Genomic DNA, 16,595 nt, shown 5'->3' with positions numbered 1-16,595 from the left:
ATAAGTATGCACCCAACCATGCAGGACGAAAGAACAGCGATGAGCAGCCAGATCATCCCAGTTGAACCCTTTGATTGTATCGTGTTCGGCGGTACCGGCGACCTTGCGGAACGCAAGCTCCTTCCGGCCCTCTACCACCGGCAGATCGAGGGGCAGTTCACCGAGCCAACCCGCATCATCGGCGCCTCGCGCAGTGCGCTTTCGCACGAGGATTACCGCAAGTTCGCCCAGGATGCCCTGAAAGAGCATCTCAAGCAGGGCGAATACGACGAAGCGGAAGTCCAGAAATTCCTCCAGCGGATCTATTACATCTCGGTCGATGCAAAGGCCGAAGGAGGCTGGGCGGAACTGAAGAAACTGCTCGACGATGGCAAGGAGCGTATCCGCGTCTTCTATCTGGCCGTGGCGCCGGGTATTTTCGGCCCGATTTCCGAAAAGATCCGTGACCACAAGCTGATCACCAGGTCGACCCGCATCGTCGTCGAAAAGCCGATCGGCCGCGACCTCGCATCGGCGCTGCAGCTCAACGACATGATCGGCAAGGCCTTCCACGAAGACCAGATTTTCCGCATCGACCACTATCTCGGCAAGGAGACGGTGCAGAACCTGATGGCGCTGCGCTTCGCCAACGCGCTTTATGAGCCGCTGTGGAACGCCGACCATATCGACCACGTGCAGATCACGGTCGCCGAAGCCGTCGGCCTCGAAGGCCGCGCCGGTTATTACGACACGGCGGGTGCGCTGCGTGACATGGTGCAGAACCATATCCTGCAGCTCCTCTGCCTTGTCGCCATGGAAGTGCCCTCCTCGATGAATTCGGAATCGGTGCGTGACGAAAAGCTCAAGGTGCTGCGCGCCCTGAAGCCGATCACCGAGGCCAATGTCGAGCAGATGACGGTGCGAGGCCAGTACCGCGCCGGCGCATCCGCGGGCGGTCCGGTCAAGGGTTATCTCGATGAACTCGAAGGCGGCGTTTCCAACACCGAGACCTTCGTCGCCATCAAGGCCGAGATCGGCAACTGGCGGTGGGCCGGCGTTCCCTTCTACATCCGCACCGGCAAGCGGCTTGCAGCGCGCATGTCCGAGATCGTCATCACCTTCAAGCCGATCCCGCACAATATCTTCGACGCGGCTGCCGGTCGCATTTCGGCCAACCAGCTGATCATCCGCCTGCAGCCGGACGAAGGCGTCAAGCAGTCGCTGATGATTAAGGATCCGGGCCCGGGCGGCATGCGGCTGCGCAATGTGTCGCTCGACATGAGCTTTGCGGAAGCCTTCTCGGTGCGCAATCCGGACGCCTACGAGCGGCTGCTCACCGACACGATCCGCTCCAACCAGACGCTGTTCATGCGCCGCGACGAGGTGGAAGCCGCATGGCGCTGGGTGGATCCGATCCTCAAAGGCTGGGAAGCGGCCGGCCAGCAGGTGCAGGGTTACACCGCCGGCACCTGGGGTCCGAGCCAGGCCATCGCCCTCATCGAGCGCGACGGCCGGACATGGCATGAGGGTTGAGGGTCATGACCGCGAAGATGCATGAATTTGCGGATGCCGCAGCCCTCGCCGCCAGCCTGGCGGACGAGGTAACGGCACAGCTTGAAACCGCTTTCCGCGACCGGGGCACCGCCTCGATCGCGGTTTCGGGCGGTTCGACGCCGAAGAAGTTCTTCGAGGCACTGGCGACCCGTGATATCGACTGGGGCAAGGTTTCGGTGACGCTGGTCGACGAACGGTTCGTGCCCGCCGACAGCCCGCGTTCCAACCACCTCCTGGTGTCGACGCATCTTCTGAAGGACAAGGCGGCGGCGGCGCATTTCATCCCGCTCTACTACGAGGCGCCGTCGATCGATGAAGCGGCCGTGATCGCGACCGAAAAGACGGCCGGCATCGGCCATCCTTTCGACGTGGCGATCCTCGGCATGGGCGGTGATGGCCATACGGCATCCTTCTTCCCGCATGGGAATAATCTTGCCCGAGCACTCGATCTTTCCGGGCCGCGCGGCGTTCTGACGATGCAGGCGGAAGGTGCCGGCGAGGAGCGACTGACCTTCTCGTTCGCCAGCCTTTCGGATGCCCGTTTCCTGGCGCTGCATATCGAAGGCCAGGGCAAGAAGGACGTGCTCGAAGCGGCAAAGGCCGGCTCCGACGAAACGGACATGCCGATCCGCGCCGTGCTCAACCGCGCCGCATCGCCGCTGCAGATTTTCTGGGCGCCTTAAAGCGCCGACTTTTCAACGCGAGCAATCCCGGTGGCTTAGGGCCCTCCCGAAGGTCCTGTCCCTCCCAAGCCGGGGTTGAGCACAAGAGGACAAGACCATGGCCGCTCATTCCAGCATCGAGGCAATCACCGCCCGTATCGTCGAACGCTCGAAACCCCATCGTGAAGCCTATCTCGGCCGCGTGCGGCGGGCGGCTACGCAGGGGCCACACAGATCGACGCTCTCCTGCGGCAATCTCGCCCATGGCTTTGCGGTCTGTTCCCCCGCCGAGAAGGACGCGCTTGCAGGAGACGTCATCCCGAACCTCGGCATCATAACCGCCTATAACGACATGCTCTCGGCGCACCAGCCCTACGAGGCCTTCCCGCCGATCATTCGCGAGGCGGCACGGGAAGCCGGCGGCATAGCGCAGGTCGCCGGTGGCGTGCCGGCCATGTGCGACGGCGTCACCCAAGGGCAGCCGGGCATGGAACTGTCGCTGTTCTCGCGCGATGCGATCGCCATGGCGGCTGGCATCGGCCTGTCGCACAACATGTTCGACGCAGCCGTCTTCCTCGGCATCTGCGACAAGATCGTGCCGGGCCTGGTCATCGCGGCGCTTAGCTTCGGGCACCTGCCCTCGGTCTTCATTCCGGCCGGCCCGATGACCACCGGGCTTCCGAACGACGAGAAGTCGCGCATCCGCCAGCTTTATGCGGAGGGCAAGGTCGGCCGCGCCGAACTGCTCGAGGCGGAATCCAAATCCTATCACGGCCCCGGCACCTGCACCTTCTACGGCACCGCCAATTCCAACCAGATGCTGATGGAGATCATGGGCTTCCACATGCCCGGCGCCTCCTTCGTCAATCCGGGCACGCCGCTGCGCGAAGCGCTGACCCGCGAGGCCGCCAAGCGGGCCCTGGCGATCACCGCCCTCGGCAATGAATTCACCCCGGCCGGCGAGATGATCGACGAGCGCTCCGTGGTCAACGGCGTCGTCGGCCTGCATGCGACCGGCGGTTCGACCAACCACACGCTCCACCTCGTCGCCATGGCCCGCGCAGCGGGCATCCTGCTCACCTGGCAGGATATTTCCGAGCTCTCCGATGTCGTGCCGCTGCTTGCCCGCGTCTATCCGAACGGGCTTGCCGACGTGAACCATTTCCATGCCGCCGGCGGAATGGGGTTCCTGATCAAACAGCTCCTGAAGACCGGCATGGTGCATGACGACGTACGCACGGTCTTCGGCCATGGGCTGGAAGCCTATACGGTCGAGGCGAAGTTGGACGCCAACGGTCAGGTCACCCGCGAAGCGATCCCGGATCAGAGCGGCGATCTGAAAGTCCTGGCGCCGATCGAGACCCCCTTCCAGTCAAATGGTGGCCTCAAGATGCTGAAGGGCAACCTCGGCAAGGCGGTCATCAAGATTTCCGCCGTCAAGCCGGAACGCCACATCATCCAAGCGCCGGCGATCGTCTTCCACGACCAACATGGGCTGCAGGAAGCGTTCAAGCGCGGCGAGCTCAACAAGGATTTCATCGCCGTCGTCCGCTTCCAGGGACCGAAGGCGAACGGCATGCCGGAACTGCACCGCCTCACCCCGCCGCTCGGCGTGCTGCAGGACCGCGGTTTCAAGGTGGCGCTGGTGACCGACGGGCGCATGTCCGGCGCCTCCGGCAAGGTGCCGGCGGCAATCCACATCACCCCGGAAGCCTGCGATGGCGGCCCGATCGCCAAGATCAAGGACGGCGACATGATCCGCCTCGACGCTGTCGCAGGCACACTGGAAGTGCTGGTGGACGCCGCGGAGTTTGAGGCTCGCACACCGGTCGTCGTCGACCTTTCCGACAATGAGTTCGGCATGGGCCGCGAACTCTTCGCCCCCTTCCGCCGCCATGTCGGCACCGCGGACATGGGTGCCAGCGTGTTTGTGTAAACGGCCGATTTCCGGTAGAAACGAAAACGGCGGCCCTGGAGCCGCCGCTTCCATGTCAAGCCACGAGCCGCGTTACCAGGAGCGGATATCCATCGTCCGGTCGCGATGGTTCGGATGCGTCGAGAATATGAAGATGCGATCAAGCTCCTTCTTGGTGAGAAGAGACAGGAAACGAACCTCGATCGTGTTGTTGGCATTGGTGCGCATCAGCAGGCAACCGACCTTGGAAATGCGCGCGTCGGGAATGTCGAGATAAAACTGCTTCGGCAGATTATATTGGGTCAGGATGCCGAGAACGGCGCCGCTCATCGAGATCCGGATGACGTCGCAGCGACGCTGCGCCATGTTCATCACGCCATTTTCGGTATATTCGATCCGCGCCGCATTCATCGTGTCTTCCATTTTGAACCGGGCTTCCCGGTCGTACATGAAAGACTCTTCCTTGTTCAAAAAGTGATTTTTGTTACTTGGAGCCGCGCTCACGACATCCCTCCATTGCTTTACAGGAGAAGCCTAGCCGGCGAAATTTAACAGAGAGTTTTGAAGTCCCAAATCAGAACAACTCCAATTGCATATCGCAAGATCACGGTAAACGGATGGTTACTCCTAGATGCGGTAGGCCTTACCTTCTGCATCGAAAAGGTGCAGTTTCTTGAGGTCTGCTGAGAAGCGCATCGTCTCGCCCTTCTTCACCTGCAGAATGCCGGGGATCTTGGCGATGATCGGCTCCTGATCAGCCAATCCTTCGATGTAAAGCAGCGTAACCTCGCCGAGCGCCTCGATAATCCCAATCTGGCCTTCGAAGAGGTAGTCCTCGCCCGAGGCAATCGACAAATCTTCCGGCCGTACCCCGAAACTGGCGGTCTTGCCCTTTTCCGAAGCCGCTGTCGGCACCGGCATGCGCACCGATTTTCCACCCTTCAGCGCAACCGTGGTCATCTCGCCGGTTTCCGTCACCGTAGCCGGGATGATGTTCATCGCCGGCGAGCCGATGAAGCGGGCGACGAAGAGGTTCTGCGGCCGCTCGTAGAGTTCGAGCGGCGCGCCGACCTGTTCGATACGACCGGCCGAAAGCACGACGATGCGGTCGGCGAGCGTCATCGCCTCGACCTGGTCGTGCGTCACGTAAACCATCGTCGTATCCGGCATTGAATCCTTCAGCTTGGCGATCTCGATGCGGGTGGCGACGCGCAGTGCGGCGTCGAGATTGGAAAGCGGTTCGTCGAACAGAAACACCTTCGGATCGCGGCAGATGGCGCGACCGATGGCGACGCGCTGGCGCTGCCCGCCGGACAGCGCCTTCGGAAGGCGGTCGAGATAAGGCGTGAGCTGGAGGATATCGGCCGCCGCGCGCACCCGGCGGTCGATCTCGTCACGGCTTTCCTTGGCGATCCGCATGCCGAAGGCCATGTTGTCATAGACCGTCATATGCGGATAAAGCGCGTAGGATTGGAAGACCATGGCGATGCCGCGCCTCGACGGCGGCACGTCATTGACGACCTGGCCGTCGATGAACATCTCGCCGCTGGTGATGCTTTCGAGGCCGGAGATCATCCGCAGCAGCGTGGACTTGCCACAGCCGGACGGGCCGACGAAGACCACGAACTCGCCCTGGGTGATCTCCAGGTCGATGCCATGCAGCACCTTCACCTGGCCATAGGCCTTGCGGATATCCTTCAGAACGACACCAGCCATTTTTTCCTCCCCTTTGTTCTCGTTACGCGTGATGGGCGAAGAACGCCCCCCAGGCCGGTAGCTCCACTCGCCTGCCTTCCAGCCCACTGTCGAAGCCGTGGCCGGTCAGCACTTCCCAATCGCCGGTCGGCAGCTCGGTTGCCGTTTCCGCCGCGCTCATGTTGAACAGGCAAAGCACCGTCTCGTTTCCGTATTGGCGCTTGTAGCCGAGAACGGCGCCGTCCTCGGCCAGGAATTCGATCTCGCCCTTGGCAAAAGCCGGGTGCTGCTTGCGGAAGGCGAGGAACCGTCGGTACTGTTCCAGAACAGATGCTGGATCGCCGTACTGAGCGCCGACGGCCCGAAGCTGATGCTCGACCGGGATAGGCAGCCAGGTTTTCTCCGCCGTCGAGAAGCCCGCCTGCAGTGCCTGACTGTCCCACACCATCGGGGTGCGGCAACCGTCGCGGCCCTTGAACTCCGGCCAGAACTGGATGCCGTAGGGGTCCTGAAGATCGGCATAGGCAATGTCGGCCTCGGTCAATCCGAGTTCCTCTCCCTGATAGATGCAGACCGAGCCGCGCTGGGACATCAGGATGGCGGACGCCATCTTGGCGTAACTGTCGCGATCGAGAACGTCATGGCCCCAGCGGCTGACATGGCGGACCACATCGTGGTTGGAAAACGCCCAGCAGGCCCAGCCGTCCGGTGCGGCGATCGAAAATGCTTTCTGCACCTCGGAGACCCGCGCCGGCGTCAGCGGATCGGGCGCCAGGAATTCGAATGCGTAGCACATCTGCATCTTGTCGTTGCCGGACGTGTATTCCCCAACGATCTCCAGGCCCCGTTGGCTGTCACCGACTTCGCCGACGGCGGCGATTGCCGGGAATTCGTCGAGCACGGCGCGGAAACGTCTCAGGAATTCCAGGTTCTCCGGCCGGTTCTTGTCGTAGAGATGCTCCTGGAAATTATAGGGGTTCACGGCTGGCGCGGTGGAGGCGTTGCGGCGCGAGGGATCGAGCGCCGGGTTATCGCGCAGGTCCTTGTCGTGGAAATAGAAGTTGATCGTGTCGAGCCGGAACCCGTCTACGCCGCGCTTCAGCCAGAAGCGGGTCATGTCGAGCAGCGCATCCTGGACTTCGGCATTGTGGAGGTTGAGGTCCGGCTGCGAGGTCAGGAAGTTGTGCATGTAATATTGCATGCGCGTCGGGTCCCAATGCCAGGCCGACCCGCCGAAGATCGATAGCCAGTTGTTGGGTGGCGTGCCGTCCGGCTTGGCGTCGGCCCAAACATACCAGTCCGACTTGGGATTGACGCGGCTCGACCGGCTCTCGATGAACCAGTGGTGCTGGTCCGAGCTGTGCGACATCACGAGATCGATCATCACCTTGATGCCGAGCCGGTGCGCTTCGGAAATCAGACCGTCGAAATCCGACAGCGAGCCGAACATCGGATCGACATCCGTGTAGTTCGAGACGTCGTAGCCGAAATCCCGCATCGGCGACGGAAAGAAGGGCGAGATCCAGATGGCGTCGGCGCCAAGCGCTGCCACATGTGGCAGGCGGGCGGTAATGCCCTTTAGATCGCCGATGCCGTCACCGTTCGAGTCCTGATAGGAGCGCGGATAAATCTGATAAATAACGGCCCCACGCCACCAGTCCTTGTCCGGTGCTGCGGGGGCTTCTGCGGAAACGCTCATTCAATATCCTGTTGTCGTTCGATGTTGATCAGCCGCCCTTGACGGAGCCGGCAAGCAGTCCGCGGACGAGATATCTCTGAAGGGCGAAAAAGACGATAATCGGCACGACGATCGTTATGAAGGCCGAAGCCGTCAGGATTTCCCACTTTCCACCCATTGAGCCCAGAAGTGCGTTCAGAGCGCCGGTGAGGACCAGTTGATCCTTGCCGGTGCCGAGGAAGACCATGGCGACGAGGAGGTCGTTCCATGTCCACAGGAACTGAAAGATGGAGAAGGATGCGAGCGCCGGAAATGACAGCGGCAGGATGATCTTGACGAAGATCTCGAAATCGCTGGCGCCGTCGACGCGGGCGGATTCGATGATTTCCCGCGGCAGCCCGGAAATGTAGTTGCGCAGAAGATAGATCGCGAGCGGCATGCCGAAGGCGGAGTGCGCAAGCCAGATGCCCGCATAACTGCGAGACGGCACGCCGAAGAAATTGCCGATCTCGTTGTACATTTTCAGAAGCGGAATGAGCGACATCTGCAGGGGCACGACGATCAGCCCGACCACCAGGGCGATGATGAGGGCGCGCCCGGGAAATTCCATCCAGGACAGAGCGTAGGCCGCAAAGGCTGCGATCAGGATGGGAATGATCGTTGCGGGAACCGCGACCGTCAGCGAGTTGACGAAGGACTGGCCGATCCCTTGAGAGGTCAGCACCGTGCGGTAATTTTCGGTGGTGAAGGATGGCGGAGTGGCAACGGAGAGATAGACGCGTTTGCCACGCCCGCTCTCGAACGGCGCATTCTTGGAATAGGTATAACTGCCGTCTTCGTTGATGGTCAGCGTCTCGCCGTCGCCGATATCGGCGGGCTTTCCTGCTGCAAACTCGGTTGGAGCGGCGACGCGGGTGCCGAAGGCGCGCACGGTGCCCCCCTTCCCGCCTTCGAAAACCGAGCCCGAAATGACGTAAGTCGCGCCATTCTGCTTGGCTGTCGAAGGCTCGCCGAGGCGTGCGGCGCTCGTCTCGGCGGCGCCTGTGAAGGCCGTCCACCAGCCCGATGCGGTGATCTGGCCCGCTTCGCGGAAGGAGGTGACGAGGATGCCGAGCGTCGGGATCAGCCAGATAAAGCAGATGACCAGGACGGAGGCGTGGACGATGAGGCGTGGAAGGCCGATACGGCGAAGGCTCACAACTGCGCTCATCTCAATGGCCCCCCATTTCCTTGTTCGCCTGGCGGATGTTCCAGATCATGATCGGCGTGACGGCGGCCATGATGACCAGCGCTATGACCGCGCTGCGGCCACTGTCGCCCCCGCCGCGGAACATCCAGTCGAACATCAGGTTTGCGAGAACCATGGTGTTCCACTGGCCGTTGGTCATGGTCAGCACGATATCGAAGACCTTGAGCACCAGAATGGTGATCGTCGTCCAGACAACGGCGATCGTGCCCCAGATCTGCGGCACCATGATCTTCCAGAAGATCTGCCAGCCGCTGGCGCCGTCGATCACTGCCGCCTCGATCGTCTCCTCGGGGATGCCACGAAGTGCGGCCGACAGGATGACCATGGCAAAGCCCGTCTGGATCCAGATGAGGATCGCCATCAGGAAAAAGTTGTTCCAGAAGGGCAGCGAGATCCACACCTGCGGAGAGCCGCCAATGGCCTGCACGATGGCATTGAGGAGGCCGATCTGCGTTTCGCTGCCGCCGCGATATTCGTAGATGAACTTCCAGATGACCGAAGCGCCGACGAAGGAAATCGCCATCGGCATGAAGATCAGGCTTTTGGCGAGATTGCCCCACCAGATGCGGTCGGTCAGCACGGCGATGACGAGGCCGAAGAAGGTGCAGGCAGCGGGCACAACGGCCAGCCAGAGGAGGTTGTTGAAGATGGACTGGCGGAACTGCGCGTCCTGGATCGCCCAGCGATAGTTCGCAAGACCGACGAAATTGCCGCCCGACCGATCGTAGAAAGAAAGGATGAAGGTCGCGACGACCGGATAAACGAGATAGACGACCAGCAGGATCAGCGCCGGGCCGAGAAACAGCCATGGACGCACCATGGCGCGGCGGTTGAGATTGACGGAGGCGGCGCGGACATTGTCCACCGGAACGGGAAAGACGATCTGCAGGATCTTATCGGAGAGCCAGTAATATAAGGCACAGACGAAAACGCCGGCGATCACGACGCCGACGGCTGAAACGATCTGCGATATCATGGCTCTCCCCTTTTCACCGTTTTATGCGTAGCTTTTGACTGTACCGCGCCGGCGTCCGGCGCGGTCGTATTTGAGAGCCTACTGGGGGAGGCTTATTTCAGACCGTCCCATGCCTTCTGGATGTCGGTCGCCACGGTCTTTGCGTCCTTGCCGCCGACATAGTCGACCATGCCGGTCCAGAACGCGCCGGCGCCGATCTTGCCGGGCATCTGGTCGGAGGCGTCGAAGCGGAAGGTCGTGGCGGTGGTCAGAAGTTCGCCCTGCTTCTTCAGGACATCATTGGCATAGGCATTCGGATTGGCGCCCTTGAACGGCGTCAGGAACGATGACTGCGCCATCCAGACCTCGTGGGCAATCGGCGTTTTCAGGAATTCGATGAACGCCTTGGCGGCAGGCGAATCCTTGGTGATGGCAAACATCGTGCCGGCGCCGAGGACCGGCGTTCCGAGCTCCGGCTTCGAAGCATAGGTCGGCAGGTAGAAGAAGTCGGCATCGGTGCCGAGCTTGGTATCCGGCGGGAAGAAGGACGGCACGAAGGATGCCTGGTGATGCAGGTAGCATTTCGGCGGAATGCCGAAGAGGCCCTTCGGGCTGTCGCGGAAGTCGGTGGAGGCAACGGCCGCGACGCCGCCGCTCACATATTTGGGATTCTTGGCGAACTTGCCGAATTCCTCGATCGCACCCACGACGGCCGGATCATTGAACTTGACTTCATTGCTCACCCACTTGTCGTAGACTTCCGGCTTCTGGGTCCGCAACATCATGTCTTCGACCCAGTCGGTCGCCGGCCAGCCCGTCGCGCCGCCGGAGCCGAGACCGATGCACCACGGAACCCCGCCGTCCTTGACGATCTGGTCGCTGAGCTTGATCAGGTCTTCCATGGTCTTCGGAACTTCGTAGCCGGCCTCCTCGAAGTTTTCGGGCACATACCAGACCATGGACTTGAAATCGGCCTTGAAGGGGAAACCGAAATACGCCTCCTTGCCGTCCTTGCCCTTGTAGGTGCCGTAACGGATCCAGTCCCCGCCCGAACCATAGTTGGTCTTGACCCAGTCGGAGTTTTCCTGGCCGAGCGAGGTCAGGAACCCCTTGGCGGCAAGATCGGCCAGAAGGCCGGGCTGCGGAATGATGGCGATGTTCGGCGGAGAACCGGCCTGCGTGTCGATAACGATCTGCTGCTCGTAGTTTTCCGAGGAGGAATAGCGTCCGTTGATGCCGGTCGCAGCGTTGAAATAGGCCAGAACGCTGTTGAACAGCACTTCGTCCTCGCCGCGCCAGGGGCCGAAAAGCGTCAGGCTCTGCCCTTTGAGATTGGCGTGGGCAGCCTTGAAATCCTCATAGCTCTTCCAGGTAAATTTAGAATCCTGGCCAGGCGCGAATTTCAGCTCCTGGGCGACTGCGCCGCCGGCCACGAGCGCTGCCAGCGCCGTGCCGATCCAAAATGATGCCTTCATGAAATAATCCTCCCGTTGTCCCGACTTTTGCTACCTTGCCGGGAGTTTACAACATGGGAGAGATTTAACGCTCTCGCTGAGGAGTCAACCCCTGCGCAGGCGGCGTGGAACAAATGAAAAAATCCGTCCCCGCAGGATCAGAATCTGGGTGCGGTTTTGCCGGCCGTACGATAGGCGGCGATGACCGTGTTGGCCATCAGCATGGCAATGGTCATCGGGCCGACGCCGCCGGGGACCGGGGTGATGGCGCCAGCGACTTCAGCGGCTTCAGCATAGGCCACGTCGCCGACCAGCCGGGACTTGCTCTCGCCCTTGTCGGGGGCGGCAACGCGGTTGATGCCGACGTCGATGACGGTTGCCCCGGGCTTCACCCAGTCGGCCTTGACCATCTGCGGGCGGCCGACAGCGGCGACCAGGATATCGGCATTGCGGCAGACGCCCGCGAGATCCTTCGTTTTCGAATGCGCCATGGTAACGGTCGCATTGGCTGCAAGGAGCAGCAGGCCCATCGGCTTGCCGAACAGGTTGGAACGACCGATGACGACGGCGTTGAGGCCCGACAGATCACGGCCATGTATACGGTTGACCAGCAGCATGGCGCCGGCAGGGGTGCAGGAGATCAAGCCGGTCTCCAGGTCGCCTGTGGCGATCTTTCCGGCGTTGACGACGTGCAGGCCATCGACGTCCTTTTCCGGCGAGATCGACAAGATGACAGGCTCTGCGTTCAGGTGTTTCGGCAGCGGCAGTTGGACGAGGATGCCGTTGATGGCCGGATCGGCGTTGAGCTCAGCCACCAGCTTTTCCAGCGTCTCCTGGGTGGTGTCTTCAGGCAGGCTGTGCTGGATCGAGTTGAACCCACACTGCTTGGCCATCTTGCTCTTGGAATTGACATAGGCATGGCTTGCCGGATCGTCACCGACGATGACGACTGCAAGGCCCGGCTTGACGCCAGTTTCGTGTTCGAGAGAGCCCGACGCCTGGGTCACGGCAGCGATAACGGATGCTGCCGCTTCTTTACCATCGATCACCACAGCCATGCGTACCTCCCGCTTGAAACCGCCACCAATGTATACATGGAGCATGTTCTGAATTTGCCCGCCAACGCCCTATGCTGGTCGCAGACAGCAAATGCAAGCGGATTCGATGTCGCAGGTCTTATCCCCGGGAGGTATTCCGGCGCGCAGAATAGACCTGCACTCGTTCACGCAATTCCGCCATGTCGCGGCGAAGCTCGCGAAGTTCTTCGGCCTTGCGGACCTCTTCCGGCGAGGGAACCGGACGATGGGCTGCGCCATAGGACGGGGCGCCGGCAAGGCGGCCAGCCATGACGGCCGCGACCAGCGGCGGAAGCTCAGCCTCCGCAGCGGGGCGACGACTGGCCATCAGCATCTCACGGATGTGATCGGCAAGCGGGCTGTCATTGGCCGGCGCCGGATGGCGCGGGCGCCAGGGCCGCTGCGGCTCATAAGCTGGCCAATCGTAGCCAGGCTGATCGTTGACCGGGTCGTCTTCTTCGGAAAAAAAGTCCTGCTCGTCCAGATGCTCCGCCAGCAGGTGCCGATCGATCATCAGCACGGGCTTGTCGGTGAGATCCAGTTCCTCCGTCGAGATTGCCGAAGGCGTGGGGAAGCGCCTGCCCCGGGTCATGAAGGCGAGCCCGATGCCGAGGGAGAAACCGATCAGCGCACCGATGCCCGAAACCTCAGCCAATGAGGGGCCAAGGGCTGCCGCCGCTGCTGCCTCGGCCGGAACAAGTACGGTCACCTTGGCCGTCGATGCCTTCGTCTCGGTGCCGTGAAGCGCATCGAGATAGTTCCGCCGAGCCTCGTCGACCGCAGTATCGAGCGCCGTCAGCCGCGCCGCGGATTCGGTAATTTCCTTGTCGTCAGGCTTCTTTACCTGCTTCGCCTTTAGATCGGCCAAATGTCTGGCGGCTGCCGCCTCCTGCTGGCGAAGCGAGGCGCCAAGCTGTTTCAGCGCGTCCTGAATGTCGTTTTTGACATCCGCCAGAGCTGCCTGAGCCGCGGCAAGCCGCGGGTGGCGCGGGCCGAGATCACTCGAAAGCTGGTCGACGGCAAGCTTTGCCTCGACATGCCGCTGTCGCTGATAATCGAGGCCGGTATATTCGAGACTGTCCGGCAGAGGCTTGTTCAGCACGTCCGAGAGCTTCATGGCGGAGGCCTGTGCCGCCTTTTGTCTCAGGTCGCCCAGCTGAGCCGTCGCCTCGTTTATCTCTGCGACAAGCTGCTGCCCGTTGTCCTCGGTCCGGCGCAGTTCGGCAAGCTTCTGCGCATCCGTTTCGGCGATGAAACCGGCAAGGGCTGCTTCTGCATGCTCGAGCGTCTGGCGCAGCTTCTCCGCCACCGGCGCGGACGACGCTGTGCCGGAGAAGGCGATCTCGTCGTGGAAAGTGTTGCCGAGCATGTTCGCGATGCGCGCCGCCTCGCCCGGCTCTTCCGCCGTAACGGAAATCACAAGCCGCCCGGTGCGGCGGTCGTAGCTCGTGGCAATCGCCTGGGAAAGTCGCGCGCGTAACCTGTTTTCAGCCTCCGATACCGTCATCGTGTCGCCGGAGACGATATCGGACACGATCCTGACGACACTCGGACGGTCGGCAGAGAATTCACTGTCGCGGCCAAGGTTCAGGGCACGGATGACATTGTCGAGGCTGGCCTTCGAGCGCAATGCGGCGGCAGCTGTATTGACCGCCGCCTCGCTCGCCGTTTCGATCTTCAGCCTGGTTTCAACGTTGAATTTATGCGGAAACGTATCAATGAACAGCAGCGGCAAGAAGGCGCCAACCAGCGTGAGGGCGCCGACCTTGAGGACGGCGGATCGCAATCCGGTCGACACGGAACCGGCGCCGGCGAGCGATGCTGCCGGTTTGGGGTTTCGGTCGTCTTCGATTTTCGCCGACTGATACATGGGATGACCGCGCTGATCTGGTGCTGCCGACATCCCGCAGGCAGCCCTCTGATTAAGGCAGTCTAAAATTTCATGGCAAAGAAAGGGTTAACTTGTCAGGCGAAAGACGGTTGCGGCGAAGGAACATCCGCCTTTGGCACCACACGCACAGGTTTGCCTTCGATGAAGGTGGACAGTCCGGCCCCGGCCATGACCACCAATCCGGTGCGGACCAAAGCGAGCCGGCGCTCGATGCGCCGTTCCTGTGCAAGGCTTGCCGCATCGACGAGGACGAGATCGAAGCGCTGCGAGATCTCCTGGTCCAGCGCGACCACCGCCACGTCATGCCAGGGCGCATGGCGGGCGAAATGCTCGCGGAGCGCTTCGACACGTCCCGTATCCTCGCCGGCCATGCCGATGCAGTGGCTCTTTTCCATGAAGCTCAGCAGGGCTGGCACGAAGGTCCTGGCCGAAAAACGCACCGGTGCGGGTTTCTCATGCCGCGCCTTGGTGAGGAGGCTGAAAGCACGGCCGCCGCCCGGCAGAAGCACCCTGCGGCCCAGCTGACTGCGGTAGGCGGGATCGACCATCTGGCGGAGAGTAGTCCGTTCATCCAGGAAGCCGAGGGTGGAGCGGTTGCCGCGCAAGGCGATCAGGCTTTCCACGAGGCCGAGCGTGGCGTTCCATCCGAGATCGCAGACACGCAAACCGAACAGGGTCCGGGGTGACGCGGATGCCAGGAAGTCTCCGGATGCGTTCATCGATGCGCTCCCCATGGGGTAAGACCAATTCTCCCCCAAGGTCTAACAGCGCGCTCTGAAATCGCCTTTAAATCGATCGGTAAAATGCAAGCGATGCCCGTATTTTCGGGGCTTCACAACAAAAAGGCCGACCATCGCGGCCGGCCGTTATGCTCTATCGTGACCGCCGCCGCGATGCCTCGGTGCGCGTCAGTGACCCGCGGGCGCGGCTTTCGGATCGTCGATCTTCACACCCTCGACAATCTTCTTGCCCGGGTTCGGATTCTTGTTGCCGCGCGAGGCATTGTTGCGGATGTCTTCCTTCGAGAGATAGTCGAGCTGCTCGACCAGGACCTCTGCCACCAGCCCGTCGCCGAGCTTCTTGTTGAAGTCATCCTTGATGCTCGTGCGAAACTTCTCAAGGTTGAAGGCGCCGGGCTTGCTGAGATCAACCATCTGGTTGCCGATCAGCAGCGTGAAAAGCTCGTCAGTCGTCAATTCGGTGATCGGAAGCTTGGTGTTCTTGATCTTTTCCTTGTCCATCATGAACGAGACGCGGCTCAGGAAATAACCGGTGATCGCGCCGTCCGCGATCATCGGAATGGTAATGGATTCCCCGCGCACCAGCGTCTGAAGCTCCTTGCGCCTGGCCGCTTCGTCGACCGGCGCCGGCGCTGCGGACATCTGCACGGAGAAGTACACCGCCGCAAGCGTGACGATGCAGACCCATAGACCGGTGAGAAGGAGCTTGACCATCAAGCCTCGCTGTAGGTGAACTGTTCTTGGGTGTAGGTACCGTCGTCGTCCGCGTCACGGGCAGCGTTCTTCAGAAGATCCGCGACGGCGCGGACGGCGTGGAGATGCGCCTCGACCCGGCGGGCATTAAGGGCCAGCTTGCTCTTCAATCCGTGCATCTGGTCGATATGGCCGGTGGCGAGCTGCTTCGGGTCGGTGCCGCGGAACAGCATGGTCAATTCGTAGAGGCAGCGGCTTTTGTGCGCGTTCGACACTTTCAGGTCGAATTCCGGATCGCGGCCGATCCGCTGATTTTCGTTGTCGATTATCAGCTCCAACCGGCCAAGCACGGTCTTGATGCGATAGTCATTCGAAACGACTTCCATATTTTCTGCCCCAGTCTGATGCATATCAGGCCTCACTCTTCTTGCCGACGCCGAGAACCTGCCGCTCGAAATCGGTGATCATGCTTATTGCGCGGCTACGATCAGTTTCATTGGTGGTCGGATTGACCGTGGCCTGACGTTCCGCACGGGCGACCGCCTGCGAATACATCTGTTCGGCAATACCGACGCCGCCCTTTTTCGACATCTCGTCGGCAATCTTCTCAGCCATCATGCTCTTCCAGAATTCCCCGGCAGAGCCCTTGCCGTAAACGTCCTCGGTCTCCTTCGGGAGCATGGAATTCACGAAGGTCGAAAGCACCGAGGCTTCGAACTTTCGATATTCCTCCGGCATTTCGGCAACCTTGTTCGGCGCCTCCGGATTGCCGAGACCCGCCGTCGTGCCGGGTGTGTCGATGAATTTCATGGCAGCACCAAAACCCTTGCCGACTTCGGCAAGGCTGGTCGCGGCAAAGGCCGCCTTATTCGCCTTCAGCTTGGCCTGCGCTTCCTGAACGGCAGTCGGGTCCGCAGCGCGGACGACGTCCATGACCAGATCGCTCGGAGGTGAAATCGCCACGTCAGCTCCCTTCATGACTGCCGCGGGCCGCATCCCTAAAGGTGCCCGAGCGCAGCAACAGTTTGAAATGGCACGTGATCCCGCCGATCTC

The 16,595-nt window shown here is 61.5% G+C and carries 15 protein-coding genes; 3 read left to right on the top strand and 12 right to left on the bottom strand.

Annotation, left to right across the window (positions count from 1 at the left end; translation table 11 throughout):
* The first annotated feature begins 39 nt into the window (after nucleotides 1-39).
* From zwf to edd, 3 genes are all read left to right on the top strand, one after another.
* Nucleotides 40-1,512: a glucose-6-phosphate dehydrogenase gene (zwf, locus tag AC1D3C_RS17145; protein WP_038539846.1), complete on the top strand. Its 1,473-nt coding sequence runs from the start codon at nucleotides 40-42 to the stop codon at nucleotides 1,510-1,512.
* Nucleotides 1,513-1,517: 5 nt separating this feature from the next.
* Nucleotides 1,518-2,216, top strand: coding sequence for a 6-phosphogluconolactonase (gene pgl / locus AC1D3C_RS17140; RefSeq protein WP_477483727.1), 699 nt, complete (start codon nucleotides 1,518-1,520; stop codon nucleotides 2,214-2,216).
* A 97-nt stretch (nucleotides 2,217-2,313) separates the two neighbouring features.
* The gene (gene edd / locus AC1D3C_RS17135) at nucleotides 2,314-4,131 is read left to right on the top strand and encodes a phosphogluconate dehydratase (RefSeq protein WP_477483726.1); all 1,818 of its coding nucleotides are present in this window, start codon (nucleotides 2,314-2,316) and stop codon (nucleotides 4,129-4,131) included.
* A gap of 72 nt (nucleotides 4,132-4,203) precedes the next feature.
* Here the strand turns inward: edd and AC1D3C_RS17130 are convergent, their stop codons facing one another.
* The 12 genes from AC1D3C_RS17130 to AC1D3C_RS17075 all read right to left on the bottom strand — a co-directional run bounded on the left by AC1D3C_RS17130 (nucleotide 4,204) and on the right by AC1D3C_RS17075 (nucleotide 16,504).
* Complete coding sequence (locus AC1D3C_RS17130; protein ID WP_038539838.1) at nucleotides 4,204-4,560, bottom strand: hypothetical protein; 357 nt, start codon at nucleotides 4,558-4,560, stop codon at nucleotides 4,204-4,206.
* Nucleotides 4,561-4,737: 177 nt separating this feature from the next.
* On the bottom strand, nucleotides 4,738-5,826 hold the full coding sequence (locus AC1D3C_RS17125; RefSeq protein ID WP_477483725.1) for an ABC transporter ATP-binding protein: 1,089 nt from the start codon (nucleotides 5,824-5,826) through the stop codon (nucleotides 4,738-4,740).
* A 22-nt stretch (nucleotides 5,827-5,848) separates the two neighbouring features.
* Nucleotides 5,849-7,504 (bottom strand): beta-galactosidase BglA, encoded by a 1,656-nt coding sequence (gene bglA, locus AC1D3C_RS17120; protein WP_477483724.1) that lies wholly within the window; start codon nucleotides 7,502-7,504, stop codon nucleotides 5,849-5,851.
* A 28-nt stretch (nucleotides 7,505-7,532) separates the two neighbouring features.
* Entirely contained in the window at nucleotides 7,533-8,693 is a 1,161-nt protein-coding gene (locus AC1D3C_RS17115; RefSeq protein WP_477483723.1) for a carbohydrate ABC transporter permease, read from the bottom strand.
* Nucleotide 8,694: 1 nt separating this feature from the next.
* Nucleotides 8,695-9,708 carry a carbohydrate ABC transporter permease gene (locus AC1D3C_RS17110; RefSeq protein WP_477483722.1) on the bottom strand — a complete coding sequence of 338 codons (1,014 nt, stop codon included), beginning with the start codon at nucleotides 9,706-9,708 and terminating at the stop codon, nucleotides 8,695-8,697.
* Between the two features lie 92 nt (nucleotides 9,709-9,800).
* Nucleotides 9,801-11,162 carry an ABC transporter substrate-binding protein gene (locus AC1D3C_RS17105; protein WP_477483721.1) on the bottom strand — a complete coding sequence of 454 codons (1,362 nt, stop codon included), beginning with the start codon at nucleotides 11,160-11,162 and terminating at the stop codon, nucleotides 9,801-9,803.
* A gap of 137 nt (nucleotides 11,163-11,299) precedes the next feature.
* Nucleotides 11,300-12,199: a bifunctional methylenetetrahydrofolate dehydrogenase/methenyltetrahydrofolate cyclohydrolase FolD gene (gene folD / locus AC1D3C_RS17100; RefSeq protein WP_477483720.1), complete on the bottom strand. Its 900-nt coding sequence runs from the start codon at nucleotides 12,197-12,199 to the stop codon at nucleotides 11,300-11,302.
* A 118-nt stretch (nucleotides 12,200-12,317) separates the two neighbouring features.
* The gene (locus AC1D3C_RS17095) at nucleotides 12,318-14,120 is read right to left on the bottom strand and encodes a GumC domain-containing protein (RefSeq protein WP_477483719.1); all 1,803 of its coding nucleotides are present in this window, start codon (nucleotides 14,118-14,120) and stop codon (nucleotides 12,318-12,320) included.
* A gap of 62 nt (nucleotides 14,121-14,182) precedes the next feature.
* Nucleotides 14,183-14,827, bottom strand: coding sequence for a hypothetical protein (locus AC1D3C_RS17090; RefSeq protein ID WP_477483718.1), 645 nt, complete (start codon nucleotides 14,825-14,827; stop codon nucleotides 14,183-14,185).
* Nucleotides 14,828-15,016: 189 nt separating this feature from the next.
* On the bottom strand, nucleotides 15,017-15,562 hold the full coding sequence (locus AC1D3C_RS17085) for a hypothetical protein (RefSeq protein WP_247136090.1): 546 nt from the start codon (nucleotides 15,560-15,562) through the stop codon (nucleotides 15,017-15,019).
* Nucleotides 15,562-15,927 carry a hypothetical protein gene (locus tag AC1D3C_RS17080; protein WP_038592804.1) on the bottom strand — a complete coding sequence of 122 codons (366 nt, stop codon included), beginning with the start codon at nucleotides 15,925-15,927 and terminating at the stop codon, nucleotides 15,562-15,564. The genes AC1D3C_RS17085 and AC1D3C_RS17080 overlap by 1 nt, the downstream gene beginning before the upstream one ends.
* 25 nt (nucleotides 15,928-15,952) lie before the next feature.
* Nucleotides 15,953-16,504 carry a rod-binding protein gene (locus AC1D3C_RS17075; protein WP_247033464.1) on the bottom strand — a complete coding sequence of 184 codons (552 nt, stop codon included), beginning with the start codon at nucleotides 16,502-16,504 and terminating at the stop codon, nucleotides 15,953-15,955.
* Between the last annotated feature and the right edge of the window lie 91 nt (nucleotides 16,505-16,595).

It is taken from the genome of Neorhizobium sp. P1_A6, from assembly GCF_056406795.1.
Note: the sequence above shows the minus strand (reverse complement) of the source record. Positions and strands in the feature narration are given on the sequence as shown.